This is a genomic window from Aeromonas sp. 603079 (assembly GCF_049172135.1).
Lineage (GTDB): Bacteria > Pseudomonadota > Gammaproteobacteria > Enterobacterales > Aeromonadaceae > Aeromonas > Aeromonas veronii.
In genome coordinates this window covers 75863-102659 of sequence record NZ_JAAKPX010000005.1, presented here as the reverse complement: position 1 = coordinate 102659, position 26797 = coordinate 75863, and the positions used below count along the sequence as shown (strand labels likewise).

General features: G+C 60.6%; 21 protein-coding genes and 1 riboswitch. Of the genes, 6 read left to right on the top strand and 15 right to left on the bottom strand.

What is annotated here, in order from left to right; genetic code table 11:
* Nucleotides 1–9 precede the first annotated feature (9 nt).
* Together G5287_RS04870 and G5287_RS04865 are read left to right on the top strand one after the other, a co-directional pair.
* Nucleotides 10–1206 carry an aromatic amino acid transaminase gene (locus G5287_RS04870; RefSeq protein ID WP_304520275.1) on the top strand — a complete coding sequence of 399 codons (1197 nt, stop codon included), beginning with the start codon at nt 10–12 and terminating at the stop codon, nt 1204–1206.
* 66 nt (nt 1207–1272) lie between these two features.
* Nucleotides 1273–2205 carry a LysR family transcriptional regulator gene (locus G5287_RS04865; protein WP_216952117.1) on the top strand — a complete coding sequence of 311 codons (933 nt, stop codon included), beginning with the start codon at nt 1273–1275 and terminating at the stop codon, nt 2203–2205.
* A gap of 63 nt (nt 2206–2268) precedes the next feature.
* Here the strand turns inward: G5287_RS04865 and G5287_RS04860 are convergent, their stop codons facing one another.
* From G5287_RS04860 to G5287_RS04845, 4 genes are all read right to left on the bottom strand, one after another.
* On the bottom strand, nt 2269–2592 hold the full coding sequence (locus G5287_RS04860; protein WP_376889282.1) for a DUF1820 family protein: 324 nt from the start codon (nt 2590–2592) through the stop codon (nt 2269–2271).
* Between the two features lie 124 nt (nt 2593–2716).
* Nucleotides 2717–3616, bottom strand: coding sequence for a YjjW family glycine radical enzyme activase (locus G5287_RS04855; RefSeq protein ID WP_376889284.1), 900 nt, complete (start codon nt 3614–3616; stop codon nt 2717–2719).
* A 10-nt stretch (nt 3617–3626) separates the two neighbouring features.
* Nucleotides 3627–5153, bottom strand: coding sequence for a YjjI family glycine radical enzyme (locus G5287_RS04850; RefSeq protein WP_257725040.1), 1527 nt, complete (start codon nt 5151–5153; stop codon nt 3627–3629).
* Between the two features lie 164 nt (nt 5154–5317).
* On the bottom strand, nt 5318–5797 hold the full coding sequence (locus tag G5287_RS04845) for a L,D-transpeptidase family protein (protein ID WP_227341454.1): 480 nt from the start codon (nt 5795–5797) through the stop codon (nt 5318–5320).
* A gap of 281 nt (nt 5798–6078) precedes the next feature.
* Here G5287_RS04845 and G5287_RS04840 point away from each other — a divergent pair, with 281 nt between their 5' ends.
* Nucleotides 6079–9258, top strand: coding sequence for a S41 family peptidase (locus G5287_RS04840; RefSeq protein ID WP_421230959.1), 3180 nt, complete (start codon nt 6079–6081; stop codon nt 9256–9258).
* A gap of 15 nt (nt 9259–9273) precedes the next feature.
* Here G5287_RS04840 and G5287_RS04835 read toward each other — a convergent pair whose 3' ends face one another.
* Nucleotides 9274–10566, bottom strand: a complete 1293-nt coding sequence (locus G5287_RS04835) for a ferric reductase-like transmembrane domain-containing protein (protein ID WP_421230958.1) — start codon at nt 10564–10566, stop codon at nt 9274–9276.
* Between the two features lie 181 nt (nt 10567–10747).
* On the opposite strand from G5287_RS04835, the gene G5287_RS04830 reads away from it, so the two are divergent.
* Nucleotides 10748–11107, top strand: coding sequence for a hypothetical protein (locus tag G5287_RS04830; RefSeq protein ID WP_421230957.1), 360 nt, complete (start codon nt 10748–10750; stop codon nt 11105–11107).
* Nucleotides 11108–11206: 99 nt separating this feature from the next.
* On the opposite strand, the gene G5287_RS04825 is transcribed toward G5287_RS04830, so the two are convergent.
* The 4 genes from G5287_RS04825 to G5287_RS04810 all read right to left on the bottom strand — a co-directional run bounded on the left by G5287_RS04825 (nt 11207) and on the right by G5287_RS04810 (nt 17398).
* Complete coding sequence (locus tag G5287_RS04825) at nt 11207–12256, bottom strand: HlyD family secretion protein (protein WP_216952122.1); 1050 nt, start codon at nt 12254–12256, stop codon at nt 11207–11209.
* Nucleotides 12256–13596 carry a glycosyltransferase family 2 protein gene (locus tag G5287_RS04820; RefSeq protein ID WP_216952123.1) on the bottom strand — a complete coding sequence of 447 codons (1341 nt, stop codon included), beginning with the start codon at nt 13594–13596 and terminating at the stop codon, nt 12256–12258. The genes G5287_RS04825 and G5287_RS04820 overlap by 1 nt, the downstream gene beginning before the upstream one ends.
* Complete coding sequence (locus G5287_RS04815; RefSeq protein ID WP_216952124.1) at nt 13589–14932, bottom strand: diguanylate cyclase domain-containing protein; 1344 nt, start codon at nt 14930–14932, stop codon at nt 13589–13591. The genes G5287_RS04820 and G5287_RS04815 overlap by 8 nt, the downstream gene beginning before the upstream one ends.
* A gap of 621 nt (nt 14933–15553) precedes the next feature.
* Complete coding sequence (locus tag G5287_RS04810; protein WP_421230956.1) at nt 15554–17398, bottom strand: M3 family metallopeptidase; 1845 nt, start codon at nt 17396–17398, stop codon at nt 15554–15556.
* Between the two features lie 272 nt (nt 17399–17670).
* On the opposite strand from G5287_RS04810, the gene G5287_RS04805 reads away from it, so the two are divergent.
* Together G5287_RS04805 and gbpA are read left to right on the top strand one after the other, a co-directional pair.
* Nucleotides 17671–19353: a methyl-accepting chemotaxis protein gene (locus G5287_RS04805; protein WP_421230955.1), complete on the top strand. Its 1683-nt coding sequence runs from the start codon at nt 17671–17673 to the stop codon at nt 19351–19353.
* Between the two features lie 265 nt (nt 19354–19618).
* Nucleotides 19619–19704: riboswitch (cyclic di-GMP riboswitch) on the top strand.
* Nucleotides 19705–19770: 66 nt separating this feature from the next.
* The gene (gene gbpA, locus G5287_RS04800) at nt 19771–21192 is read left to right on the top strand and encodes an N-acetylglucosamine-binding protein GbpA (RefSeq protein WP_421230954.1); all 1422 of its coding nucleotides are present in this window, start codon (nt 19771–19773) and stop codon (nt 21190–21192) included.
* 150 nt (nt 21193–21342) lie between these two features.
* Here gbpA and G5287_RS04795 read toward each other — a convergent pair whose 3' ends face one another.
* The 6 genes from G5287_RS04795 to cbl form a co-directional block, all read right to left on the bottom strand.
* Complete coding sequence (locus G5287_RS04795; protein WP_040067363.1) at nt 21343–22179, bottom strand: transporter substrate-binding domain-containing protein; 837 nt, start codon at nt 22177–22179, stop codon at nt 21343–21345.
* Complete coding sequence (locus tag G5287_RS04790; protein ID WP_421172413.1) at nt 22176–22937, bottom strand: amino acid ABC transporter ATP-binding protein; 762 nt, start codon at nt 22935–22937, stop codon at nt 22176–22178. Before G5287_RS04790 ends, G5287_RS04795 begins: the two co-directional genes overlap by 4 nt.
* Entirely contained in the window at nt 22934–23596 is a 663-nt protein-coding gene (locus G5287_RS04785) for an amino acid ABC transporter permease (RefSeq protein WP_421230953.1), read from the bottom strand. The genes G5287_RS04790 and G5287_RS04785 overlap by 4 nt, the downstream gene beginning before the upstream one ends.
* Before the next feature lie 92 nt (nt 23597–23688).
* On the bottom strand, nt 23689–24354 hold the full coding sequence (locus G5287_RS04780; protein WP_043850026.1) for an amino acid ABC transporter permease: 666 nt from the start codon (nt 24352–24354) through the stop codon (nt 23689–23691).
* Complete coding sequence (locus tag G5287_RS04775) at nt 24351–25562, bottom strand: threonine synthase (RefSeq protein WP_216952130.1); 1212 nt, start codon at nt 25560–25562, stop codon at nt 24351–24353. The genes G5287_RS04780 and G5287_RS04775 overlap by 4 nt, the downstream gene beginning before the upstream one ends.
* Nucleotides 25563–25756: 194 nt before the next feature.
* Entirely contained in the window at nt 25757–26704 is a 948-nt protein-coding gene (cbl, locus tag G5287_RS04770) for an HTH-type transcriptional regulator Cbl (protein ID WP_279461077.1), read from the bottom strand.
* Nucleotides 26705–26797: the final 93 nt, after the last annotated feature.

Genomic DNA, 26797 nt, shown 5'->3' with positions numbered 1-26797 from the left:
GGATCCCCCATGTTTGAACACGTCGATGCCTATGCTGGCGACCCTATCCTGACCCTGGTCGAGACCTTCCACAAAGACACCCGCGAGCAGAAGGTGAACCTGGGGATCGGCCTCTATTACGACGAGCAGGGCCGCATTCCGCTGCTGGCCTCGGTACAGCAGGCCGAAGCCCAGCGCGCCGCCGCCCCTGCCCCGCGCCCCTACCAGCCGATGGAAGGCGCCGCCAACTACCGCACCGCAGTGCAACACCTGCTGTTTGGTGCCGACCATGAAGCGGTCAAGGCGGGACGTATCGCCACCATCCAGACCATCGGCGGCTCCGGCGCGCTGAAGATCGGCGCCGATCTGCTCAAGCGCTACTTCCCGACCTCCGAGGTGTGGGTCAGCAATCCCACTTGGGACAACCACAAGGCGATGTTCGAGGGAGCTGGCATCAAGGTGCACGACTACCCCTACTACGATGCGGCCACCGGCGGCGTGCAGTTCGATGCGATGGTCGACTGCCTGAGCACTCTGCCGGCCAAGAGCATCGTGCTGCTGCACCCCTGCTGCCACAACCCGACCGGGGTGGATCTCTCCCGCGCCCAGTGGGATCGGGTGATCGCGCTGGTGGTCGAGAAGAACCTGATCCCCTTTATGGATATCGCCTATCAGGGTTTCGGTGACGGACTGGAAGAGGATGCCTACGCCATTCGCGCCATGGTGGCCGCAGGGGTCAGCTTCTTCGTCAGCAACTCGTTTTCCAAGAACCTCTCCTTCTACGGCGAGCGGTGCGGCGGCCTGTCGGTCATCTGCAAGGATGCCGAAGAAGCCAGCCGCGTACTGGGTCAGATGAAGGCCACCGTGCGTCGCAACTACTCCAGCCCGCCCACCCACGGTGGCCAGATCACCGCGGCTGTGATGAGCCAGCCCGAGCTGCACGCCATGTGGGTCGACGAAGTGACCGAGATGCGCACCCGCATCAAGGCCATGCGCCAGAAGCTGTTCGAGGTGCTGAGCGCCAAGGTGCCGGGCCGCGACTTCAGCTACTTCATCAACCAGCGCGGCATGTTCAGCTACACCGGCTTCACCCCGGAGCAGGTGGACAGGCTGCGCGAGGAGTTCGCCGTCTATCTGGTGCGATCCGGTCGCATGTGCGTGGCGGGCCTCAACAGTCGCAACGTCGACTACGTAGCCGACGCCATGGCCGCGGTGCTCAAGGGCTAATCCGCACCAGCCCCGCTTTGGCGGGGCTTTTTTGTCTTGTCTCTTCCCTTCGCTTGTGGAGTACTTATGGATCTGATCGCACTCTCTCGGCTGGGAGGTCGCCATCTGGTCACCCTGCATCTGCTGCTCGACAACCAGAGCGTCACCCGCACCGCCGAGCGGCTATGCACCACGCCTTCCACCGTTAGCAAGACCCTCAACCAGCTGCGGGGTCTGCTGGGGGATCAACTGCTCTACCGCCAGGGCAACCAGCTGCTGCTCACCCCCATGGCCGAGCGACTGGCTCCCACCCTGCACCGGTTGTTGGGGGAGCTGAACGGCCTCACTCGCCAGAATGCCTTCAACCCCCAGCAGTGGCAGGGCTGCTTGCGGCTGGGATTGCGCGAGAGCGTGATGACCTGGCCGGTGGGCCCCATTCTGGGTCAGCTGATGAAAGAAGTCCCGGGCATGGTGCCGGAGATCTGGAACAAGGATGAGCAGGGGCTGGAGGCGCTGGCAGCGGGCAAACTCGACTTCGTGATCCTGCCCCATGACCAGAGCCAGCCGTTACCGCGCCAGCCTGGGCTGGTGTGGGAGACCCTGCGGGAAGAGAAACTGGTCTGTCTGCTGCGCAAAGACCACCCGGCGCTGGCCAAGCCCTGGGATCTCGATGCCTACCTGAGCTGGCGCCATATCGCCATCCGGGATCAGGAGCTGGCCAACCCCTTCTTCGAGCAGAGCCTTGCCCAGCAACAGGTGCGTCGCCAGATTGGCGCCACCCTGCCCGATTTTGCCAGCGCAGCTGCCCTGCTGCCCCAGACCGATCTGATCCTCACCGCCATCGGTGGCTGGGCGGCATGCATCGCCAGCCAGCCGGATCTGGAGCTACGTCCGGCACCGTTCGATTACGGCAAAGTGAGTCACAGTCTGGTCTGGTATGGCCCGGCCGGTGATGGCTCGGCCCGCCACTGGTTCCGCCAGCGGATCCTGCAACTGGGTCGCGAGCTGGTCGAGCCCTGAGCCAGGTGACAGCGAGAAGAGATGGATGTTTCGCCACGGCGAAACATCCATGGCAATGAGGGATCAGGGACGTTTGGTATAAATGGGACTGGGGAAAGAGGCGACATTGCTACCCAGATCCGTGATGCGGGCAGCCCCCTGCTTTTTCACCTGATCGATGCGCAACACCTGATGCATGGGGATAAGGGTGTGACGCACATCGGCAAATTCGCTCTTGAGCTTTTCATGGCTGGGATCGACGATAAGCGCCGTGTGGTTGTCCCAGACAAAATCGGCGATCTCGATAAATCCAAACAGTTGGCCCTGATTCACCTCGCGCACATAAACCTCATAGCGCTCGTTGTGGCAAATAAACTGAACCCGATATAACGCATTGCTTTCACTCATGATTTATCTGTGATGGAGGAGGGACGGATGGGCAATATCATAACGAGCCCCAAGGCCCCCTCCAATAGACAGAAGTCACAGTTGTGTGCTTTTACTACACAGCAAGGGAATCGATCAGACCTCTTTAGATCAGCGGTGGCAAGGTCACCGCCCCCACTCCCGCAGCACGCAACCGACTCGCCAGCCACTCCAGCTCGCTGCGGGTCGCCTCTGGCCAAAACCTCGCCTCCCCCCGTACCCCGTGGTGGCGAAAGCCATTGAGGCGAATGGGCACAGGCCCCAGCTGCTGCAAGAAGGCGGCGAGATCCGCGTCCAGCTCACCATTCGCATCCAGAAAATCGCTCTTGCCCGGCACGTGGAGCAGCCGCAGTTCGGTCAGCTTGCTGTGACTTGCCAGCAGTTGCAGCGATGCCAGCACCCGTTCGCGGCTGTAACCGGTCAGCGAGAGGTGTACCGAGTCACGCCACCCCTTGAGATCGAGCATGGCACCATCGAGCACCGGCAATAGCCGCAGCCAACCGCTCTCGGCCAGCGAGCCGTTGCTGTCTAGCAGGCAAGTGAGATGGGCCAGATCCGGCGCGGCCTTGATGGCGGTAAAGAGCGCAACCACGAAGGGGAGCTGAGTAGTCGCCTCACCGCCTGAGACGGTAATCCCGCTCAGCAATGGGCCGTAGCGGCGCAGCAGGGCCAGCACCTCGGCCACCGTCATGCTGGCGGTCTTGGGATTGGCACTGCGCGGGCAGACATCCAGACAGGCGTCGCAGTCGGTACAGAGCGCCGCCTGCCAGCGCACTCTGTGCTCGCCAGAGTGACCCTCATCCAGAGAGAGGGCACCGCTCGGGCAGACCGCAAGGCAGTCGCCGCAATCGTCGCACAGCCCTATGGTGTGCGGGTTATGGCAGCCGGGGCAGCGAAAGTTGCACCCCTGCAGAAACAACACCAGCCGGTTGCCCGGCCCGTCGACACAGGAGAACGACAGCACCCTGCTCACCAGAGCGCTGCGTGTTGGCAAGACATCAGCCATCGGTGCGAACTCAATACTCGCCGATGGTCGATTCGTGGGCGACTACCCGCGGAGCCCGCTGACGAATGGCGGTCACTTCACTCGCCTCGGCACCGAGACAGGTGGTCTGCAAGCGCGATCCCTCCTCTGCGAAGCGAGCCACGTCGCTCTTGCGGATCATGTAGCCGGTCACCCGCACCAGATCGCTGTCGGCCACGTTGGCGGTGAACTCGCGCATGCCGATGGCAAGCGCTCCCTTGCAGAGCTGCAGCAGTGCCTGCGGGTTCTGGCGGATGGTGGGATCCAGCGTGAGGATCTCGCTGATCCCCGAATGGTAATAAGTGTGGTGCGGCGCCAGCGCCAGCACATGGCTGGCCGGATCCGGCTCCTGCCCGTAGGGGATGCGCACCCCGGGGGTGACTGCCACATCGATGCTGAGGCCACCTTGCGAGTGCAGCAGGGCGCGACCACCCCAGGCATGGGTTTGCGGCGTCGCAGTGACATATTCCGAGAGCTGGGCCGAGATGCGATAGCCAAGCTGGTTCGCCTCCTCGCCGTGACCATAGCGATCCGGCAGATTCTCTTTATCCATCAGGATATTGACCGCTTCCGCCATGCCGTAGATGCCGAACATGGGGACGAAGCGATCCTCATCCAGCAGCCCCTCTTTCACCAGGAAGCTGTTGAAGAAGCCGGACTCCTGATGCAAGAAAGCGGCCCGCGCTTCGATCAACTGGGAGGCCAGACGGCAGTAGTGGGGCAGCAGGCAGCCGAGGAAGTCATCGATCCCCTGGCACTGCTCGGCGACCCGCTTGAGGGAGATGCGCACCAGGGTATTGGCGCCACCGGCCTGCGGCAAGGCGTTGTAACAGCTGACGATGCCAAAACCACGCTGGTCAAAGGTATCGCGATGGATCGGGTAGTTGGCGATGTGCGGCTTGCTGCACTCGGCGATGTTCTTCACCGCCTGCAGCAGCAGGCTGTCCGGGGTCTGCTCCGGATCGTGGAAGAAGGTGAGGTTCGGCGCCACCTGCTTGAGCTCGTTGTCGATGCGCAGGATCAGGCGGCAGATGCGGTTGTCATCAGGCCCGATGTTGACGTGCATGAAGGCGTCCGGCAGCACCCGATCCAGATAGACCCAGAACCCCTTCAGCTTGCGATAGAGGCTCTCGTCATCCAGTTCGCCGACAAACGGCAACAGCAGATGGTCGAGCCGTCCCAGCCAGACCGGCATGCCGGTGACGGAGGGGACATGGTGATAGAGGATGCGCAGGGCGTTGAGCGCCTCGTCGAAATCCTGCGGCGCCGTCAGCTCCAGCCAGGCAGAGCCCTGAGTCAGGAATTTTTCATAGTCCGGCAGCACATAACGCGGCTTGTAGGGGGCATGCCCTTCGAACATGTCGCAGATAAATCCCTGCTCCATCGCCTCGGCGACTGCGGCAGGCAGGTCGGGGTAGGGCAACGCATTCTCGGCGGCCAGCGCCAGTGCGTGGCTCTTCTGGGCAGCGGAGAGATGGGGATCGCGCACGATGCGCTGACAGGTTTCGATCAAAGACATGGGACACTCCTTCACGGATAGAACCCATATCCTTACCATTTACAGGCTTTTTTTGAAGTGACATTCACAACAATGCGAATGTCTCAAAAAGACATCCGTTAAAGGGGATCACAACCAGAACAGAACGGGGGCCTTGTCTGCCGACAAGGCCCCCGTTGTGCGGATCAGGGCTCGATGATGATGGGCGTACCCGGGTCAATGGCATTCCAGAGCTCATCCATCTCGTGGTTAAGTACCGCAATACAACCGTTGGTCCAGTTGGAGGGCTGTACCCGACGGTTACCCATCCGGTTAAGCTGACCATGGATCATGATCATGCCACCCGGGTTCACCCCCAACTCATTGGCGCGCTTGATATCGTCCAGATTCGGGTAGTTGATATGTATCGCTTTATAAAAGCCGGAGTTGCTCTTCTTGTAATCCAGGGTGTAGCGCCCCTCCGGGGTACGTTGATCCCCTTCCCGCTGCTTGTGCCCCTTGGGAGCCGGGCCCAGTGCAACCCAGTAGCGCTTCAGTTCCTTGCCATCCTTCATCAGGGTGAGGCTGTAGGTAGACTTCTTGACCACCACCAAATCGGCTTTTTCGGTAAAGGCAAAACTCAGCGCGGGCCACAGCCCCAGCACACACAACAATACGGCTCTCATTCCATCCCTCGACAAGCCTCTGGCAGGGCTTTTTATGGTTGTCACATCATCTGAATAGGCTCGCCCGTTGGCGAGCGAGCGCCATGATATTGGATCGCCATCAATACTCAATAGACCCAATAAAACATATCTTGGCTGCGAACGGTGAATGGTCCATGAACGACCTGCGCAAACATGACTAATTGACAATAAAAACAAAAACATAGCTTACACTTTCTGGCTAGCCATGATGCCGCAGATCGGTAAATATGTAACAATTGAACCTGATTCAGGATGACATCATGCCTCTGCACTTCTTGCCGAACTCTTCGCTGACCCGCCTGCTGCTGGTCAGCGCACTGCTCTGGCTACCCGCCAGTGTCGCCGCCGATGCGCTCTGGCTGCGCGAGCCCGCCCTCTCCCCCGATGGCAAGCAGCTTGCCTTCACCTGGCAGGGGCGCATTTTTGTCGCCAGTGCCGAGGGTGGCCCCGCCACGGCGCTCACCGGCAGCGACTACCTGAGCCAGCGGCCAATCTGGTCACCGGATGGCAAACAGCTCGCCTTAGCCGCCAATCTCTACGGCAACGAAGATGTGTTCGTGGTACCCGCCAACGGCGGCGAGATGGTGCGCCTCACCCGCGATTCGCGCACCGATCTGCCGCAAGCCTTCAGCGCCGATGGCAAACGGCTGCTGCTGAGCAGCCAGCGCCCGGGCTCGGCTACAGCCGATCACTTCATCGCGGAAGGGGTTCAGTGGGGCGCGCTCTACTGGACGCCGGTTAGTGGCGGAATGCTGCAAGCGGACTTGCCGCTACCTGCCACTCTGGCGCGTCCGCACGGTGCCAGATTGGCCTATCAGATGCCAGCCATGGATCAACCGTTTCGCAAACACCAGCGTTCATTTGCCGTCTCCCGCCTCTGGCTGTTTGATGGCAAGCAGCATAAGCAACTGACCGAAGATCGGATTGCGGCCACCGATCCGGTCTGGAGCGACAAGGGAGATACCCTCTTTTACCTGAGCGAGCGCAGCGGCGATTTCAACGTCTGGCGCCGGGATCTCGCCAACGGCAAGGAGCAACAGCTGACCCACTATCAGGGCCATCCGGTGCGGGGGCTCAGCGCCTCTCGCAATGGCGATCTGGTCTGGTCATGGCTGGGTGAACTCTATCGCCTCGACGCCGGTAGCAGCGAGCCACGCAAGCTGACCCTCACCCCGCAAGTGGCGAGCGCGCCGGATGAGGCGAGCGAGGCCCTGACCCTGGCAGACGAAGCGCTGGTCAGCGAAGAGGCGGATGAGCTGATCCTGGTGAGCGAGGGCAACCTGTTTGCCGTCGACCCCGAGCGGGAGCGGGTGCGCCAGCTGACCCGCGATCCGAGCGAGCAGTCCAACCCCCTCTTCGCCGAGCAGGGCCGCGCCCTCATCTATCTGTCGGAGCAGCAGGGGCACGCCGCCCTCTATCGCCTGCGCAAGGGTGATCCGGAGCTGCTGTTCAGCGATCCCGGCACTCTGACCGAGAGTCTGCTGCTGGCCATTCCCGACAAGGGGATCAGCCGTCCGGTGCTCTCCCCCGACGGCAAGCAGCTCGCCTTCGTGGTGGATGGCCAGGCCATCCACCAGCTCGATCTGGCGAACAACAAGCAGCGGGAGCTGGTGCCTGCCAGCTTCAACCCATCGCGCCACGAGGTACATCTCGCCTTTGCCCCCGACTCACGCCATCTGGCGCTCACTTTCCGCCCCGATGCGGCAGAGCAGGAGATCGCGGTGATCGATACGGCCAATCCCAAGGCCAAACCGGTCAATGTCAGCCTCAACGGCTATCAGGATGGACAACCGGGCTGGAGTCAGGATGGCGCCATTCTCTACTGGCAATCGACCCGGTTTGGCGCACTGGGGCCCGATAGCGAACCCCTCGTCACCAACCTGCTCGGCATTTACAGCAGCCGCGCCGCCAGAGCCGATGCCATTGCCGAACTGGAGCCGCCGAAAGGGGGATACGGCTTTGAGAGCGATCGTCTCAACCATCGCGAAGCACTGCTGCTGCAACCCACCGGCACCCTGCTCGCCAGCCGCATCATCGGCGACCAGCTGATCTATCTGGTCGAAGAGGCTGGCGACGGTGATCAGAGCGAGATCAAAGGTTATGCCCGGGATCTGCGCAAAGGTGATACCCGGGTGCTGTTTGCCGAACAGCCAGGCCCGGTACTGGCCAGCCTCAACCGGCAAGCCACCCTCGCCACCCTGGTTCGGGAGGGGGAGATCACCCGCATCGACCTCAACTCAGGCGAGATCCACAGCGCCCCCTTCGCCTTGCAGCCCACCAGCCGCTGGCAGGAACGCATGACCGCCGCCTTCGATCAGATCGCCCGGCTCACCCGGGACGAGTTCTATCTGGACGATATGAACGGGGTAGATTGGGAGAGCTATGTCGCCGCTTACCGCCGCCTGCTGCCGGGCATCGGCAACCCGCGGGACTTTGGCAACCTGCTGGCGGAGCTGGCTGGCGAGCTCAATGTCTCCCACACCTGGGGCAGCGGCCCCGCCCCCTTCCCGCGCATGGCGGACGAGACCGCCAGCCTGGGCGCCTACTGGCAGGATGGCGAGCAAGGGGTGATGCTCACCGCCCTGCTCTCTGGCGGCCCGCTGGATCAGGAGAGCGATATCTCCTCGGGCGCCCGCCTGCTCGCCATCAATGGCATCCCGATTGCCAATCTGGCCGAGCAGGATCGGGCCCTCAACCATCAGGCTGGCGCCCGGCTTGCCCTCACCTTCCAGCAGGAGGGCAACAAGCAAACTGACGAGGTGGTGCTCACCGCCATCGACAAGCAGCAGGAGTACCAGCTGCAACAGGATCGCTGGATTGATAAACGGCGGGAGCTGGTGGCCAGGCTGAGCGGAGGACGGGTCGGCTATGTCTATCTGCCAGCAATGAATAGCGAGGTCTACGATGCAGTGGTGGCGGATGCCCTCGGCAGACAGCGCAATCGCGAGGCGCTGATCGTCGATGTCCGCTTCAACAGCGGTGGCTATCTCGCCAATACCCTGGTGGAGTTTCTGACCGGCAGCGGCAGCGCCAAGGGGATGGCCAGCAGTTGGCCCCGTCAGGGCAAGGGTGAAACCGACGCCGCCACTCGCCAGTGGACCAAGCCTTCGGTGGTGCTGGTGAACGCTGGCAGCTACTCGGAAGGCTCCGCCTTCCCCGAGTACTACCGCACCCTCAAGGTCGGCCCCATCGTCGGCGATCCGGTGCCCGGCACCGGCACCATGGTCTACAGTCACGACTCCCGGCTGATCCCGGGCCTCTCCTACGGCATTCCGACCCTGGGGCTGCGCAAACCGGACGGCTCCTTCTACGAGAATCAGGAGCTGATCCCGGATCTGCAGGTGCCCCTCACTCCCGCCGACATGGTGGCCGGGCGCGACCCGCAACTGGAGGCGGCAGTACAAGCCGCCCTCAAGCAGTTGCCAGCCAGCGCCAAATAACGGCGCCCATCGAGCTCAACGAAAGCGAAACAGCTCGCGATGCAGATGCCCGTCCGGCAACAGCCGGGTCAGGGCATCTGCCATCCCCTCCGGCCCGCAAAACCACACCTGCTCGGGCGCATCCTGCGCGATGCGGGTAAGATCCAGCCGCCCGGCCGCCTTGTCCAGATGCAGCTGATAGCGCACGCCGGTGCGATGACAGAGCTCGGCCAACCGCCGGTGGTAGACGGCGCCTGCCAGATCCGGCGCACACTGGATCAGGGTGATCCCCTCGCTGCGCTCCCCACGGGCAGCCAACCCCTCCAGCCAGGCGACGAACGGTGTGATACCGATCCCGGCCCCCAGCCAGAGGGCTCTACCTCCCCCTTGCGGGGCGACAAAGGCGCCATAGGGCCCGGTCACCACCACCCCATCCCCGGCGCGCGCCTCTGCCACCAGCTGACGGGTATGATCCCCGAGCGCCCGCACCGCGATCACCAGCTGGCGCCGATCCGCTGACACCCGCACCAGGGTAAAGGGGTGCGGCCCCTCCTTGGCGTCAAACTCGAAGAAGGCAAACTGGCCCGGGCGGTAATGGGCGAGCGGCCGCTCCAGCTGCATGGTCAGCTCGCAGGTGTGATCCGCCAGCGTGCGCACCGCAACGACCCGGCCTGGATGGCGATCCCGCGCCCCCACTTGTCCCAACAGGGAGTAGAGGGCCCCGATAGCACCGATCCCGCCGATCAACCAGATCGATACCCCAACAGGCGTCATGGCTCCCACCTGAGGCAGCAGGCAGAGCCCGTGCCCCCAACCCGCCAGATAGATGAGCGGCGCCAGCCGGTGGATCAGCCGAAAGCGGCCATAACTCACCAGCGCCAGCAAGCTCACCACCACCAGCGCGATCAGCAGATAGAAACTCCACTCCCCCAAGTTATTGCCAAGGGCATGGAGCGAGATGCCATTGCCTGCATCAGCCCCAGCACCGCTGGCCCCACGCCGCGCGGGACGACTCAGCCAACCCGCCGAGACCGCCCACTTCGGCGCCTCCACCAGCAGCCAGTGAACGGTCAGTGCCAATGCGCCGCCGATGGCCGTCTGGCGGTGCAATCGCAACATCCGGTCCAGACCGCCACACCATACTTCCAACTGCGGCAGACGCAACGCCAGCAACAGCGAAATGGCCATATAGGTCATCCCCAGCAGACCCGTCAGCAGCAACATCTCATGGCGCCAGGGCCACACCCCGTTGGCATCCCCCGCATAACCGAGCCACCAGACCCCGACCGCCAGCAGTGGCAACAGCCACCACATCCATTTGTTCGTCATAACATGCTCCCTGGTTCCATCGCGGCAGGGCCTCATCTCCCTGCTGATGGCACCATTACACACCCGTCCGGTCACAAGACTTTGCCAGAGGGGGAAGCTTGTGTGGCAATGTGTGACAAACGGCAACAGCAGAGGGGCCCGCTGGCCCCTCTGGTCACCCTTGCTGACTGGCCCTCTCTTCATGGGGAATAGCGCAAAATCCACCTCTGCCGTGATTGACGACCCGCCTGCAAAAGGAATCAAATGGGGACGACACATATCTGCGGCGGAAAACCTGCTGCCCACTCTTCCGGACAAGGAGTCCCCCTTGCTTTCATCCACCGAACAACGCGTCTGCCCGAGTTGTCAGCGCGAAACCAACCATGTCGTGGTACTGGTCGACAAATCCTTTGGCCAGCAGCTGACACCGGCGCAAAAGCGCAAAGCCTTTATCAAGGACTTCATTACCGGCTGGGCCGCCGGCCCCTTTCTGGCCAACATGGATCGCTTTGAACGACATGCCATCTGCGAGCATTGCGGAAATAAAGTCATTGATGAATGAAAAAGGGAGAGGCAATCGCGGGCTTCCATACACCAGCCACCTTTTATGGCCGAAACCCAAAAGAAGGCGTTGCGATTCAGGATCACAACGCCATAGACGTCAATCAAACAACACGGTCACCGGCAACCCTTCCACTTGCAGGTTCGGGGGTAATTTTTCATCCAGCGAGAGTGCGACCTTGAGGGTTGCTTTCTCCCCTTCAAACGGAGCGGCTAACTGAGCCGGCAACTTGTCCGCCAGCTCGACCTGTCTGGCGACCCTGGCAGCCAGACGCTCCCCGCTGGGCAGCTTGACGACAGCCTTGTGTCCAGGAGCCATTGAAGAGAGATATTTGGGCTGCACATAGGCTATCACCAGCGGGTCTTCTCGCTTCGAGATAAGTGCCAGAGGAGCCCCCGAGAATACCCAGTCCCCCTCCTGTACCAGCACATCTGAAACCTTGCCAGTCGCCGGAGCTCTTGGCTGTTGATGGTACGCCATCGCTTCCATCTCGGTCAGCTCCTGATCGAGCAAGTGACGAGCACTGGCTAGCGGTCCGGTCAGTTGGTCCTCACTGATTTGCAGTTCCTGCGCTATCTTCTCTGCCCTTGCCTTCTGCAGAGCTATGCGTGACTGAGTCCAATTCAGCAGGGCCGTTGCGTACTCTGCACTGGATACCAGCTTCTCTTTTTTATAACCGGCATACTCCTGATAGATGACCTCCTGCTCCCGGCTCCCCCGTTCGGCAATACCAATCTGTTCGTCCAGATTGCGCAAGATAGCCTGTTCAGCCTCAGCCTTGCTCAATTCGATGGCCGCTCTGCGCGCTTTTCGTTCCGCCATGTTGGCCTTGAGGGTTGGAGATTCGAACTGCATCAGGGCATCGCCTTGTGACACCCCCTGGCCGGGAGCCGTGTAGATGTGTCGAATAAAGCCATCCCCATTGGCAACAACCAGTTGCGGCTCGGTGGTAATGATGGCTGGCGCCTGGGTCAGCCACCACTCGCGCCCCAGATACCACAGCAGAATAATAACGGGACTGAATGCCAGTAACAGGATGAGATACCAGCGAGCCTTGAAGGCGACACGCTTGGCGGGGGCATACAATACCCGGATCCCTTCATCCGACGTGGCATCCTGCTTCTTGGGGGGATTGAATGTGACTTTCATCAGAATTTATTTCCTCGTTTTAATACCCACCAGGGGGCCATGCTGCTCTCTTCATGACCGCGCCGGAACATCTCATTCAACAGTGCGATGGCGCACCACAAGCGCATCAGCAAGGTGTACACCGGGTAAAGACACAACCATGGCAGCAGACGTAGATCTGCCTTCGGGCGTTCAGATATAGCCAGCAAAAACACGGCGAAATTAACCAGGGTAAGAAACAGGTAAACCAGATAGAGACAGATCATCAACGCAGCGACAAACTGCCCCGGATAGCTAAGCACCAACCACCAGCTATAACCCATGACCAGCAGGGGCAGCACCACGTTTTGCGCCACCCCGTAGATCAAGGTAAACAAAAAGGTCTTCCAGCCCAGAATACGCGGCGTCAGGGAGAGCTTGTGCTTGCGCAGATAGAGAAACAGCAGATCTCCATCCCAGCGTAAACGCTGCTTGGCAAGCGTGATCACGTCTGCGGGCGCATCGGTGTGACCGATGGCACGAGGGGCGAACCCTATCTTTAAAGCCGGATGGCGTTTGAGGTAATGCTTAATACGGACTGTCAGATCCAGATCTTCTGCGGTATGGGTATCCCACCCACCAATCTGGCGCAAAAAATCACGACGAAACGCACCGAAGGCTCCCGAGATATTGTTGATGAGGTTCCACTCGCTCAGTCCCGTCTTGCCCCCCTGCATGGAGATCATGTACTCAATGCTCTGCATCCGGGTCAGTACGCCATCGTTCAGATTTCGCACCCTTAATGCCCCTCCCACAGCAGGCACATCAGGATCATCGAAACAAGCCACGATCTCATCGATCATGTTGTTGTCAAAGGAGGTATCTCCGTCCGCGTTCATCACTATCTCGCCAGTCGCAGCGGAGAGACCGGCATTGAGAGTGGAGACCCGGCCTCCCCTCTGCCATTTCGGTAGCAGGACCAAACTTCTGTTCTCGCACCCCTCGAATTCACGAACACAATTGAGCGCAGCCTGATAGGTATGCGCGTTGGCCTTGGCGCCATCAATCACAGCAATGATTTCCATTTGACCGCGATAAAGCTGTTCCTTGAGCGTCAATATGGTGGAGCGGATCGCCTCACCTTCCCCATAACAGGTGATGATGCAAGACACTTTGGGACAGCGCCGAGCGCGCGGCAGTTCAGATGCCCTGGGAACCTGGCGCGCATACCATTTCAGGATCCCGGTCAACGTCAGCGCCATCAGTGGCACCTCCATCAACAGCAACATGGGCAACAGCAACAGAATCATCCGGGGAGAAAACTGGAGGCTACCCAGTATCTCTATCAGGATGTAGTGCACCGTATTCATCCACTCATGCATCCGGGCTATCTCCATCCAGCCACTGGCCGAGCCATACCGCTGTATCGTCGCCCAACAGGGCGGGCAAAGGTTGTACTTTCACCGCCAGCGTCAGAGCATCCAGTCCCTCGATGAGATTCAATGCCTGAATGCGCTCCTGCAGAATGCGCCAGTCGTCGGCATCCGTATGCGGCAACAGCAATAACAATCGGTCATCGGCATACTGGCAAACGACATCGGTATCACGGAATAGAGCTTGCAAACGGTTGAGCAGAGCGGCCAGTCGCTGCTGAGTCTTTAGCATGCCCAACTCGGCCCGCAACTCAGCCAGATGCTCAACCCGAATAGCCAGCAAGGTATGGCAGCCACCATGGCGTTGCAGCAAGCTGTTGTTCCATTGCAGCAACCAGGGGAAGTGCTCCATGGCCATAGGGGTACCCCAGGTCAACGGCAGATGCAGTTGTTGAGTTCCTTCCCGTGCGATGTGGCGGGCCAGCTTGCCGATGCGATATTCATAGATGGGCGCAACCACCAGATCATCGGGTTTGTGCGCCTGGCCACATTCATGGCAACGCGCCTGGACGGCAGCCTCCATAAAACGGGCATGGCATGACAAACAACGGAATTTCTCAAGGGGCCTGTCATAGTCAACACCGATGTGACGCAGAGTCGTGACGCACTTGGGACAACGCAGCACACCCTGTCGCATGAATGCATCCTGATCATCCACGTGCCCGCAGGTGAAGCAGTGCACAGCTGGCTTGGCCTGGATGGCGATATGAGCGCATTCGGGACACACATCGACAAAATTGAGATGTGCCGAGTTGCAACTGTGACAAAGACGTACCCGGTCCACCAGCTGCTCACTCTGCAATAAACGCTCTGCAACCAGCTGCGGGAGGGCATCCCCTGCTTCGCTGCCCAGCAGGCAATCCAGCAGGGGATAGCTGTACCCCTGACGGCAACCAGCCTGCCAACGTGGCAACAAGCGAAAATGGGAGCGAGGCCAGCTGTACCAAGCCAGCTTTTCCATGTCATCCGGATGCTCTCGAGGGGTCAACAACGCCAACCGTTCAAGCATGTCAGAGGCCCGTTCATCCAGCTGTGTCAGGAGACCGTCGGCCAACATGGGAGAGAGCGGGCTCTTTACAACACAAAATACCGGCTGCAAATAGCGTATCGGGTCACGCCGCACAGCCTGCAATACCCTGTCCTGCTCATCTGCAGGCAGGTTGAGCAGTAATACCGGCTGCTGCAATGGATCCCAGCAGGACAGATCGAGAAGTGGCAAGGCAACACGATCCACCGAGCCTCCCAGCAGCGCAATCTGACCGGGGTGTTCACTCGTGCTCATCATGGGGAAATAACCTCTTTCCATTCACTGACAAATAGATACCAAGCCAATAAAACGGACCCGCCTGTTGTCATGCATCGGCAGACTCAGGCAATGTCGCGAGATGCGCATTGCCCTGCACGGACAGCACAACAGCAGTGTCAACGTTATCGACGGATAGCATGAAGCAGGCGAACGCGCAGAAAGAGTTGAGAGCTGACGCCATTTTCATGTGCGGCTCAGCCATCTCGGGGGGAAGAGATCTGAAGCTTTCCGAGCCCGACTCACATCGGGGGTGGCAAGGTGGGCGATTTTGCAGTTGTGGACAATTTAGTCAACCCGGAAAGATGAGAATAACTAGCAGATAGTTGAATGGATCAATCTTTATGCACAAAGATGACTACAAAAAGCACTATTAACAGAAAAGACAAAAGAGCGTAACTCAGTGAATCTACTATCTTGCAGCCTGCAATTCCTATTCATGTTCATATGAATACATATCTGATGGCAAAATGCGGACCCAATCGGCAAGGCGACAAACTATGTCGCGCACCTGCCAATAATATGGCAGCGTCTGCCACGGTTACGACAACGAATAACCATGAAAAGCACAGCTCCCGGCCTGATCACCGGGAGCTGTGCGGATTATTCGGCTGAAACCGGTTGGTAATGGTTGACGATCCACGCCTCGAAGTCGGCCAGCATGCGGGTTTCCGACTCGTTGTTGTCGGCGATAAGCTCGGCGCCGTGGACCACCCGGATATGGGCATCGAGCGGGCTTCCCTCGCCAGCCGCGGGGCGCTGCTGGGCTGCGGCCATGCAGGCTTGCGCCTGTTGCCACGCCTCAGCGGCGCTCAGGTTGCACGCCTCGGCCAGAGGCACGGCACTGAAGCCTTCACCAGTCAGGCTGCGCAGGGTCTCATCATGAGTCATGCCGTTGCCCGGCCCCCAGTAGTGGGCGGCCAGATCCGGCCCGATGCGCGGGTTGTCGGTGAGGTAGCCATCGCGCTTGAGGAAGTAAGCGCGGGTCTGCTCCACCGCCATCAGCGCCAGCAGGTAGCCGTGATAGGCGCAGGCCGACTCCTGATTAAGGAGGTGCGGAATGGCCAGCAGCGGGCGCGGGCTCTCGACACCGAGGATCTTGCGCTCCCACTTGCGGGCCAGCGCCAGCACAGCCTCGGGAGTACGTTCAGCCTCATCCATGGCGTAGAGATCCCGCTCGAAGTAGGCCACCAGCGCGATCTGACGTTCGTTAAAAGCGCGAAACGGCTGACGGGCGGCGATCATCTCCTTGATAAGCGCATCGGGGATCGCCTCTCCTGCCGCATTTCTGGCGTAGCGTTTGAGCCAGTCGGCATCGTCCAGCAGGCTGTCGCAGAACATCGACTGGGTCTCGGCATAGGCCATGGAAGTGGGCGGAAACTCCTGTGAGAAGCAGGGCGCGTTGCCGGTGACATTGGCAAAGTGCGCGGCGTGGCCCCCCTCGTGGAACAGGGTGTTGAGGCCGCTCCAGCCGCTGCCCACCTGCGCCGGATCAGCCAGGCTGGTGAAGTTGACCACCGCCGGCACCCACTCCCCCTGCTGGAAGAAGCTCGGCACCGGGCCGTGGCAGAAGCCGTTCTCGTATTTCCCCTCCCGGGTCAACAAATCCAGCGTCAGGGTCGCCCCACGATACTGGATGCCGAGACGACGGAAGCTCTCGACCCAATCCTTCAGCGCCCGCGAGAAGGGCACATAAGGATCGAGCTGGCGGGTTACATCACCACTGATGGCGTAGCGCAGGTTATGGGGCAGCAGGGCCGCCTCCCCCTTGGCCGCTTTCAGCTCGGCAAGGCTTTTCTGCAGCCGGGCGTCGGTGCGAGCAATAAAGTCATCGAGGATGACGAACAGCTGATCCGGGCTCATCTGTTCGTTCTTGCGCACCTTGTAGTCGAAGTAATTGCGATAGCCCATGGCGCGGGCAAAGCGGTTACGGATCGCCACTACCTCGAGAAAACCGTTGCTGACCACCCACTGCTCCAGGGTGTAGAACATGGCGAGTGCGCTTTGGCGCACAGCCTCGCTCGGGCTGGCTGCAAGGGAGGTGCTGGCGGCGGGCAGGCTACCCGCGACCCGTTGGCCCTGCTCATCCAGCAGTGTCAGTTTCAGCTCGCGGCGGCGGGCAAACAGCTCAGCTTCGGCGGCCACCAGCTCATCCATCAGGGCGGCAGCGGTGGGATCTTCAATCACATTGCACTCGAAGAAGGCGAGCCAGCCCCGCAGGCCGCGTTTGAGATCATCCTCTTCGGCCTGCGCCAGCATCTCCCGCAACGCGGGCAGGCGGGCAGGATTGGCACAAAAAGCCTTGTAGGCTTGCTCGGCCGCGGTAAAACCGGCCTGATCGTCGCTGGTGCCCATATAAGTGGACCAGAAAAGATCCTCTTTGCACCTGTGTACCTGCAGATAGTCGGCGTTGAGTTGGTTGAAGTAATTCCTGGCAATGGAACTCATAAATTCCCTCTTGTGATGGGGTCACCCGCAGCGGGGCCCACTCCTTTTTTTAGTGAAATGCCAAATGATTCACACTCTTTGGCAAAAATTGCGCAGGGATGCGCATGAACACGCTACCAAAAAATGGGGAGCGCTGTCTGCTGGCTATACTGTTGTTCAAGCGCTCATCAGAAACGGTCGGCAAACGGCTGAAAGTAAATGAGTTGTTAACTTTGACGAACTGGCTGCAGCGGTACAGAGCCACCATAAAACGGGATAACGAGGGTTTAATCATGTTCAAGCTCGGTGATATCACCGTGAGCCGCAAATTGATCTTGCTGCTCACGTTGGCGTTTGTCGGTTTTGTCTCGCTGCTGCTCATCTCGGCCAATGCGCTCCAGCGAAATCTGATGAGCGAGCGAGAGGCACGGCTCAATGCCGTGCTGGACCAGGCCATGAGCCAGATCCAGTTTCTGGCCAGCACCCTGCCCATGGAACAGGCCCAGCAGGAGGCGCGTAAACTGCTGACCAACACCCGCTTTGATGGCAACAACTATTTATTCGTCATCGACGAGAACCGCACCATGGTGGTTCACCCCATTCGCCCCGAACTGGTCGGCCAGAAGATGGGTGAAGGGGGGGCCGCCACCGCTGGTCAGTTCTGGTATCAGATGGTGGATATCGCCAAAGGGGGCAAACAGGGCACCCTGCAATATGTCTGGACAGGCCCATCGGGCGAAACCGCCGACAAGCTCTCCATGGTCTCCGGCTATCAGCCCTGGGGCTGGATCCTCGGTTCCGGCATGCTGCTGCAGGATATCCAGCAGACCATCTGGGCCCAGTACATGAAGATGGGTAGCGCCACCGCCATTGTGACCCTGCTGATGGGGCTGCTGGGCTGGCGCATCACCCGCTCCATCGTCTCCCCCCTCAGCCAGATCAACAACGCCATGCAACGGGTCGCCAAGGGGGATCTGGTGGTGAGCATCCCGGTACAGGGCAAGGATGAGCTGGGAGTGGTCGCCCACTGTACCAACCAGAGTCTCGATGCCATCCGTCACGCCCTGCTGGAAGCCAGCCAAGGGGCTCGCAACGTGGCGGATGCCGCCCTGCGCATCGCCGCCTCTGCCGAGCAGACCAATCAGGCGGTGACCAGCCAGCGGGATCAGCTGGCCCAGCTCGCTACCGCCATGAACGAGATGAGCGCCACCATCTCCGATGTGGCCGGACACGCCGAAAATACCGCGCGGGATACCCAGGAAGCGACTGGAGAAGCCGGGCTCGGCAACCGCGACGTTCACGCCAGCGTGCACGGTATCAAGGCGCTGGCCACCGAGGTGGAGCAAGCCACCCAGCAGGTCAACCAGCTCAAGGAGGGGGTGATGCAGATCAGCGAAGTGACCGCCGTCATCAGCGCCATTTCGGAGCAGACCAACCTGCTGGCCCTCAACGCCGCCATCGAGGCAGCCCGTGCCGGTGAGCAGGGCCGCGGCTTTGCCGTGGTAGCCGACGAGGTGCGCCAGCTGGCCAGCCGCACTCGCCAATCCACCGAAGAGATCCAGAGTACCATTGCCCAGCTGCAGCAACGGGCCGTCACCGCCGCCAACGCCATGGATACCAGCCGCAAACTGGCGGAGAGCAGCGTCAACCAGTCCCAGCAGGCGGGGCAGGATCTCACCCTGATCGTCAACCACATCCAGCATGTAAGCGACATGGCCACCCAGATCGCCACCGCCGCCGAGCAGCAGAGCATGGTGGCCGAGGATATGAACCGCAATGTCAGCGGCATCAATGACTCGGCGCTGGAGATGTCCCAGTCCGCCTCGCAACTGGCGCAGGAGAGCGAGCTGCTGGCCGGTCTCTCCCGCAGCCTGGATGAGCGGCTTGCGGTGTTCAAACTGGGCAAAGAGTCCGCCGCGGCACCAATGATGGCTCCCGTGTCTCCCCCGTCAGGCGAGCAGCGCGTCCGTCATTGATGGCGTCAATCCCTGTCGCCTTGTCACCCGACCTGCCAGCTCAGCTGGCAGGTTTTTTTACGCCGCAAAACACGCAGTAAGCATGCATTTTATTGGCATATTCAACGGCATTCGGCGCCATTCACAGACAAGATAACAATTTAAAAACAGCCAGTTAGAATGTTTTTCGCGCCATTGAATGGCGCATTTAAACATTTAACTTCAAATAATTAATCAATGCAGTGCACAATGCTGATGGCCGAACATTTGGCCCATCACTAACCATCTAGTCATTTGGCAAACTGACCGAAAGGTCGGGACGCAAAGCCTCCGGTCTACAGACGTTTTGTCCAGGATAGCGGGGTTGCCACACGCACGTGTGTATCGGGGAGATCCCCTGCCAACTTGACTGCCCACATCTATCGAACAGAGGAATGTATGGCAGCAAAAATCCAACTTAATCACATCGCAACGGTGCTGGCTCTGCTGGCCAGCGGCAGCGTTCTGGCCCACGGCTACATCAACCAGCCAGAGAGTCGCAACTACCTGTGCAAAACCGGTGGCAACAGCCAGTGTGGCGGCGTGCAGTGGGAACCCCAGAGTGTGGAGGGCCCATCAGGCTTCCCGCAGAGCGGCCCGCAGGATGGCCAAATCGCCTCGGCGGGCAGCCCGCGCTGGAGCGAACTGAACATCCAGACCAGCGACCGCTGGACCAAGCGTGAAGTACAGCCTGGCCCCTTCGCCATCAGCTGGACCTTCACTGCCAACCACGTCACCCGCAACTGGCGCTACTACCTCACCAAGCAGGACTGGAACCCCAACCAGCCGCTCACCCGCGCCTCGTTCGACCTGACCCCCTTCTGCGTCATCGACGGCAACATGGTGCAGCCGCCCAAGCAGGTGACCCACAACTGTGTCCTGCCGGAGCGCACCGGTTATCAGGTGATCCTCGGCGTGTGGGAAGTGGGCGACACCAGCAACAGTTTCTACAACATCATCGATGCCAAGTTCAAAGATAGCAGCCAGCCGCCGCTGGAGTGGAGCCAGGCAGGCACCATCTACCCCTCCATTGACCTTGCTGTGGGTGACAAGGCGATGACCCGGGTATTCGATGCCAACGGCGAGCGCCCCGATCTGCAGACCGTGCTGACCATCACCACCGCCGAGCAGGGCCAGAAGAACAGCTGGGCCCATGCCCTCGCCAGCAAGATCAACGCCGAACAGAGCCAGATCCGCGCCGGTCAGCAAGGAGCCGATGGCCAGTTCAATCCGATCTACGGCATGAACCCCGTCTATCTGAAGCGAAACAGCAAACTGGAGCGAGTCGAGATTGATCTGCAACAGCTGCAGCCGCCGGTAGTGGACAGCATCAGCGTCAGCGGTCTGGCCAGCGACTATGTGCTGGACAACGGCAAGGCAACCCTTGATTTCACCGTCACCGTACAGGGCGATCTGGCCGTCACCTACACCCTCTATGACCACGGCGGCGTTGCCAAGGGTGAAAGCAGCGCTGACATCAAGGACAGCAGCCACACCTTCACCATGGCGCTGGAAGGTCTCAAGGCTGGTCACCACCAGCTGGTGATCAAGGCCACTCCGAAAGCGGGTGGCGAGACCATCCAGCAGACCATGGATCTGATGTTCAAGGAGCAGAGCAGCGGCGAATACGACTTCGTCTTCCCGAACTCGCTCAAATCCTATGCCGCCGGCACCAAGGTGCAGCAGCCGAAAAATGGCAAGGTCTATCAGTGCAAGCCCTTCCCCTACAGCGGCTACTGCCAGCAGTGGACCACCACAGCCACCCAGTACGAGCCGGGCATCGGCTCCCACTGGCAGATGGCCTGGGATGAAGTGCACTAACCCACGCTTGGCCACATAAAAAAGGGCGTCCTCTCTAGCAGGGGACGCCCGGAAAAATCAAACCTTGCGGTTTGCATACCAACGGAACCAAGACCTCACTCTTCACTTACTTCACACACTCAACACACTCTTCAAAACAGGGTTTGTCCATTAACCCTGCCATTTTCCTCCTTCGACGATCACATCATTCGGATCGGTATCAGGGCTCAGCTTGTCACGCACATACTGGTCATAGAGTTTCAGCAGGTACTTCTCCTCACCCAGCTTGGCGAGACGGTCGTTGACCCAGTCACGCAGCTCGATATTGCCCTTCTTCACCGCCGGGGCGATGGGATCTTCCGAGCCCAATTTCTCGGGCAGTACCCGATAGCCCGGGTTCTCCTTGGCCCAGCTGAACAGCACCAGGTTGTCCTGGGCATAGGCGTCACCACGGCCCTGCGCCAGCGCCTGCAAAGATTCGGTGTTCTTCTCGAACTTGAGTACCTTCCACTCTGGGTGGTTGCGGGTCAGCCAGATGTCGGCCGTGGTGCCGGTGGTCACGATCAGGGTCTTGCTGGCCAGATCATCCAGTTTCTTGGCCGGGCTCCCTTCCGGCACCAGCACCTGTACCGCCACTCGCAGGTTCGGGTTGGTGAAATCCACCACCTCGCGCCGCTCCGGGGTCACCGTCATATTGGCGAGGATCAGATCCACCTTGTCGCTCTGCAGGAAGGGGATGCGGCTGGCTGGCTCCACCGCCACGAACTCGATCTTGTTCTCGTCCCCCAGCAGGTCCTTGGCGAAGCGGCGGCCGAGATCGGTGTCAAAACCGACGTAGTTCCCCTTCTCGTCCACGTAGCCAAACGGCGGCTTGTCGGTGAAGACGCCGACGATGAGCTTGTCCCGCGCCTTGATCTTGTCGAGAGAACCGTCCGCCGCATGGGCAGCGCCGCTGGCGATACCCAGTCCCAATAAGGCACTAAGCAGAACCGAGGTGATTTTTTTCATGCTGACTCCTTTCGTTTGATGACATTTATATAAGAAAACTTGGCGAGGAACTGGCGCGCACGCTGGCTCCTGGGATTGTCGAAAAATTGGTGGGGGGCGGCCTGCTCCAGAATGTGGCCGCCATCCATGAAGACGATGCGATCCGCCACCGCCCGGGCGAAAGCCAGCTCGTGGGTGACGATAAGCAGGGTCATGCCGCTGCCGGCGAGATCGCGGATCACCTCCAGCACCTCCTGCACCATCTCGGGGTCGAGGGCGGCGGTTACCTCGTCAAACAGCATCACCTGCGGGTTCATGCACAGCGCCCGCACGATGGCGATGCGCTGCTGCTGGCCGCCGGAGAGCTGGCGCGGATAGTCATGGCGCCGCTCCCACAGGCCGATGCGGGTCAGAAGCTGCTCGGCTTGCAGCAGCGCCTCTGCCCGCTCCCGCTTTTGCACCTGCAGGGGGCCGAGCAGCACGTTTTCCAGCACCGTCAGGTTGGGGAAGAGGTGATAGTTCTGGAACACCATGCCGATCCGCTGGCGCACTCGTTGCCAGTCGGTGGCACCATCCAGCAGCACACCATCGAAGCGGATCTCGCCCCCCTGAATGGGTTCGAGCCCGTTGAGAGTGCGCAGCAAGGTGCTCTTGCCACAACCACTTGGCCCCAGGATGACGATCACCTCCCCGGCGCGCACGCTGAGGCTGATCCGATCCAGCACCAGATTCGGGCCGAACTGTTTACTGACAGAACCGAGTTCAAGCAGAGGTGTCATACCGCATTACCCCAATGTTGCTCCAGCCTGCGCGAGGCGAGCGAGAGCGGATAGCAGACCAGAAAAAAGAACAGAAACAGCAGACCGTAAATAAGCAGGGAACCATAGGTGCGCTCGATGATCTGCTGGCCCACCTTGATCACCTCCACCACCCCGATCAGCACCGCCAGCGAACTGGTCTTGATGATGCGGGTGTAGATGTTGATGGTCGGCGGCGTCAGCCGCTGCAACGCCTGCGGCAGCAACACGTGGCGATAGAGCTGCCAGGTCGAGAGCCCGAGCGCCAACCCGGCCTCCTGCTGACCACGGGCGAGGGAGTTGAGGCCACCGCGCACCACCTCTCCCACCTCGCTGGCGCCCCAGAGGGCGAGTACCAGCACGGCGCACCAGAAGGCCGGAATATCGAGGCCGAAAAAGATGGGCAACCCGAAGAAAAAGAGATAGAGCCACACCAGCACCGGCACTACCCGAAACAGCTCGAGATAAAGCCGCAGCAGACCCCGCACCAACCGGCCGCCCTGTTGTGCCAACACGCCGTAAGCGATACCGCCGAAGGTGGCAAACAGGATGGCCAGCAGCGAGATGGCGAGGGTCTGACCCGCGCCCACCGCCAGCAGTGGCAGCGCCTGCGTCAGCTGTTCAGAGATCGAACTGGCCATATTGAGCCCTCCTTTCCTGCGCCCCGGTGGCGAGAGACGGTGGCAGCTGGAAGATAAGTGCCCACATCGGGAGCCTCGCCTGCATTAGCGATTCAGTGACCGAACTGACCATGTTGCAGCCTCCTTTCAACGACGCGCAGAGCGAGGGAGAGCGGCAGAAAGATCAGCACGCACATCAAGGTCAGTACCGCCAGCATCTCGTAGGTCTTGTAGTAGAGGGCGATGTAATTCTTGGTGGTGTAGAGCAGCTCTGGCACCGCCACCGCCGAAGCCACGGTCGTCTCTTTGAGCAGAAAGATGAAGTTGGCAAACAGCGCGGGCAGGCTGGCGAGCCAGGCCTGGGGCAACTGCACGTGGCGCAGCAGTTGCCAGCGAGAAAGCCCGATGGCCCTGCCAGCCTCCAGCTGACTGGCGGGCACCGCCTGAATGCCCGCCCGCAGCGCCTCGGTCAGATAACCACCGCCGAGGAAGGTCATGGCAATCACCGCGGTAGTAAACCCGGAGAGCGACAAGCCGAGCGCCGGCAGCCCGAAATAGAGGAAGAAGAGCTGGATCAGCAGCGGCGTGTTGCGGGCCAGCTCGACATATCCGCGGATCAGGGCGCTGAGCGGCCGCTTGTGCAGGCTCAACAGGGCGACGTTGAGCAGGGCGACCGCCAGCGAAGTGAGGATCACTATGGTTCCCAGCTGCAAGGTGACCCAGACCGCTTTGCCGAAGGCGGGCAGCGTTGTGACGATAAAGGGCAGATCCAGATTCATGCCGGGATCCTCCCGTCACGCTGCAGACGCTGGGGCAGCACAGTGATCGCATCCGGGTACTTGATGCCGGCACCGGTATTGAGCACCACGACCTGCTCTCCCCCACGGATCCAGCCCGCCTCGCGCAGTTGCCGAGCAGCAGCAAACGCGGCGGCCCCCTCAGGGCAGACAAAACTGCCTTCGCGAGAGGCAAGCTGGCGGATCTCGCTCTGGATGGCCTTGTCATCCACCGCGATGGCGCAACCCTCGGTGCGATAGAGGGCGTCCAGCACCAGAAAATCCCCCAACGCCTTGGGTACATTGATGCCGAACGCCAGCGTTTGGGAGTCGGGCCAGAAGCTCGATTCGGTGGCTCTCTGTTGCCACGCCTGCACAATGGGCGCGCAGCCACTCGCCTGTACCGCGACCAGTCTGGGCAACGCGCCCTTGACCCAGCCCAGCTCCTGCAGCTCGCGCAGCGCCTTGTAGATACCGATGAGGCCGACCCCGCCACCGGTCGGATAGATGATCACATCCGGCAGGGTCCAGCCCAGCTGTTCGGCAATCTCCAGCCCCATGGTCTTCTTGCCCTCAATCCGGTAGGGCTCCTTCAGGGTTGAGGCGTCAAACAGGGATTGCTCCGCCACCGCCTGCGCCACCTGACGACCGGCATCGCTGATCAGGCCATCCACCAGATAGAGGCGGGAACCGGCGAGAGAGGTCTCCAGTCGAGTGATGGCGGGGGCTGCCTGCGGCATAACGATGGTGCTGCGCAGTCCGGCACGGGCACCGTAGAGCGCCCATGCAGCGCCTGCGTTGCCGTTGGTCGGCATGGCGAAGTGAGTGACGCCGAGTTCACGCGCGCGGGAGATGCCCACCGCTGCACCACGAGCCTTGAAGGAGCCGGTGGGGATGACGCTCTCATCCTTCATCCAGAGATCCGGAATACCGATCTGCTTGCCCAGCGTAGGCAGCCGTAGCAGTGGGGTGAATCCCTCCCCCAGCGTCACAACGTGGGCGGGATCCCGTACCGGCAGCAACTCGTGATAACGCCACAGGCTGGCCGGGCGCCCCAGCAATGCCGCCGGGTGCCATGCTCGCTTCAGCGCATCGAGATCGTAGCTGGCCAGCAGTGGCGCACCTGCCCGGCTCAGTTGCCAGGGCTGGTCAGCCTCATGGATCTCGCCACTCTTGCTGCAACGCAGATGTGATAGGTAGCTATACGGCATGCTTTATCCTGAATGGATCGACTTTGGTCAGTCACTTATTCCATCCTGCAACCCAAGTACCGGATAACAAACAAAATTAACTGGCAAACCTAAGTGAAAAAATTCATATGAAGCCGTCTGTTTTCGCTGGCAATCTCATCTGCCAGCAATAAGGAAGGGGAGCCATTGGCTCCCCTTCTGTCATCTCTTCCGATTCAAATCTGGAAGTCGAGGGCGGGTTCGCTGCCCATGGCGCGGGCCTGAATATCCGCCAGCGCCAGCTCGGGGTTGCAAAGCTGGATAAACTGCCAGGCAAAGTTGTGCTGGAACTGCCCCTGCTTGAGGCCAATCCAGGCGGTGTGGGGGGCAAACAGATGGCTGCCGTCGAGCTGTATCAGCCCCTGATCGCGCTGCGCGTCGAACGCCATGTCGGCCAGTATGCCGACCCCCATCTCCAGCTCGACATAGGTCTTGATGACATCGGAGTCCTGCGCCGTCAGCAGGATCTGCGGTTCAATGCCAGCCGCAGCAAAGGCTTCATCCACCCGCACCCGCCCGGTCAACCCGGCTTGATAGGTGACGATGGGCCAGTTGGCCAGCGCCGCCAGCGTCAGATCCCGCTCGCCTGCCAGCGGATGTTGCTCGGGCACCACGATATTGTGGTGCCAGCGGTAGTAGGGGAATGCCACCACCCCTTCGCTCTTGTCGAGCTGCTCGCTGCTGATGCCGATATCCACCTCGCCGGTCTGCACCAGCCGCACTATCTCCTCCGGGCTGCCCTGACGCAGCTCCAGCTGTACCAGCGGGAACTGCTCGCGAAACGCCTTTACCACCCGCGGCAAGGCATAGCGCGCCTGGGTATGGGTGGTCGCCACCAGCAAGCGGCCCGAGTCGCGGTTGGCAAAGGTGCTGGCCAGTTTGCGGATGTTGTTGGCGTCATTGAGAATCCGCTCGGCAATCACCAGCAACTCCTTGCCCGGCTCGGTCATGCCGAGCAGCCGCTTGCCGTAGCGGATGAACAACTCGATCCCCAGCTCCTCTTCCAGCTCGCGGATATGGCGACTCACCCCGGATTGCGAGGTAAAAAGGGCGTTGGCCACCTCGGTCAGGTTGTAATCCCGCCGCGCTGCCTCCCGGATAATGCGTAACTGCTGAAAATTCACCTTGTCGCCTCCTGCGAAGAGTGGGCGACACAATCTGCTCGCCCCTCTCATTTTTGTTATTTGGCCGGATCATGCCCGGCTGACAGCCTGAAC

Excerpts from the sequence above, each read along its gene's own strand:
- G5287_RS04870 (WP_304520275.1), top strand. The coding sequence starts at position 10 with ATGTTTGAACACGTCGATGCCTATGCTGGCGACCCTATCCTGACCCTG.
- G5287_RS04865 (WP_216952117.1), top strand. The coding sequence starts at position 1,273 with ATGGATCTGATCGCACTCTCTCGGCTGGGAGGTCGCCATCTGGTCACC.
- G5287_RS04860 (WP_376889282.1), bottom strand. The coding sequence starts at position 2,592 with ATGAGTGAAAGCAATGCGTTATATCGGGTTCAGTTTATTTGCCACAAC.
- G5287_RS04855 (WP_376889284.1), bottom strand. The coding sequence starts at position 3,616 with ATGGCTGATGTCTTGCCAACACGCAGCGCTCTGGTGAGCAGGGTGCTG.
- G5287_RS04850 (WP_257725040.1), bottom strand. The coding sequence starts at position 5,153 with ATGTCTTTGATCGAAACCTGTCAGCGCATCGTGCGCGATCCCCATCTC.
- G5287_RS04845 (WP_227341454.1), bottom strand. The coding sequence starts at position 5,797 with ATGAGAGCCGTATTGTTGTGTGTGCTGGGGCTGTGGCCCGCGCTGAGT.
- G5287_RS04840 (WP_421230959.1), top strand. The coding sequence starts at position 6,079 with ATGCCTCTGCACTTCTTGCCGAACTCTTCGCTGACCCGCCTGCTGCTG.
- G5287_RS04835 (WP_421230958.1), bottom strand. The coding sequence starts at position 10,566 with ATGACGAACAAATGGATGTGGTGGCTGTTGCCACTGCTGGCGGTCGGG.
- G5287_RS04830 (WP_421230957.1), top strand. The coding sequence starts at position 10,748 with ATGGGGAATAGCGCAAAATCCACCTCTGCCGTGATTGACGACCCGCCT.
- G5287_RS04825 (WP_216952122.1), bottom strand. The coding sequence starts at position 12,256 with ATGAAAGTCACATTCAATCCCCCCAAGAAGCAGGATGCCACGTCGGAT.
- G5287_RS04820 (WP_216952123.1), bottom strand. The coding sequence starts at position 13,596 with ATGCATGAGTGGATGAATACGGTGCACTACATCCTGATAGAGATACTG.
- G5287_RS04815 (WP_216952124.1), bottom strand. The coding sequence starts at position 14,932 with ATGATGAGCACGAGTGAACACCCCGGTCAGATTGCGCTGCTGGGAGGC.
- G5287_RS04810 (WP_421230956.1), bottom strand. The coding sequence starts at position 17,398 with ATGAGTTCCATTGCCAGGAATTACTTCAACCAACTCAACGCCGACTAT.
- G5287_RS04805 (WP_421230955.1), top strand. The coding sequence starts at position 17,671 with ATGTTCAAGCTCGGTGATATCACCGTGAGCCGCAAATTGATCTTGCTG.
- gbpA (WP_421230954.1), top strand. The coding sequence starts at position 19,771 with ATGGCAGCAAAAATCCAACTTAATCACATCGCAACGGTGCTGGCTCTG.
- G5287_RS04795 (WP_040067363.1), bottom strand. The coding sequence starts at position 22,179 with ATGAAAAAAATCACCTCGGTTCTGCTTAGTGCCTTATTGGGACTGGGT.
- G5287_RS04790 (WP_421172413.1), bottom strand. The coding sequence starts at position 22,937 with ATGACACCTCTGCTTGAACTCGGTTCTGTCAGTAAACAGTTCGGCCCG.
- G5287_RS04785 (WP_421230953.1), bottom strand. The coding sequence starts at position 23,596 with ATGGCCAGTTCGATCTCTGAACAGCTGACGCAGGCGCTGCCACTGCTG.
- G5287_RS04780 (WP_043850026.1), bottom strand. The coding sequence starts at position 24,354 with ATGAATCTGGATCTGCCCTTTATCGTCACAACGCTGCCCGCCTTCGGC.
- G5287_RS04775 (WP_216952130.1), bottom strand. The coding sequence starts at position 25,562 with ATGCCGTATAGCTACCTATCACATCTGCGTTGCAGCAAGAGTGGCGAG.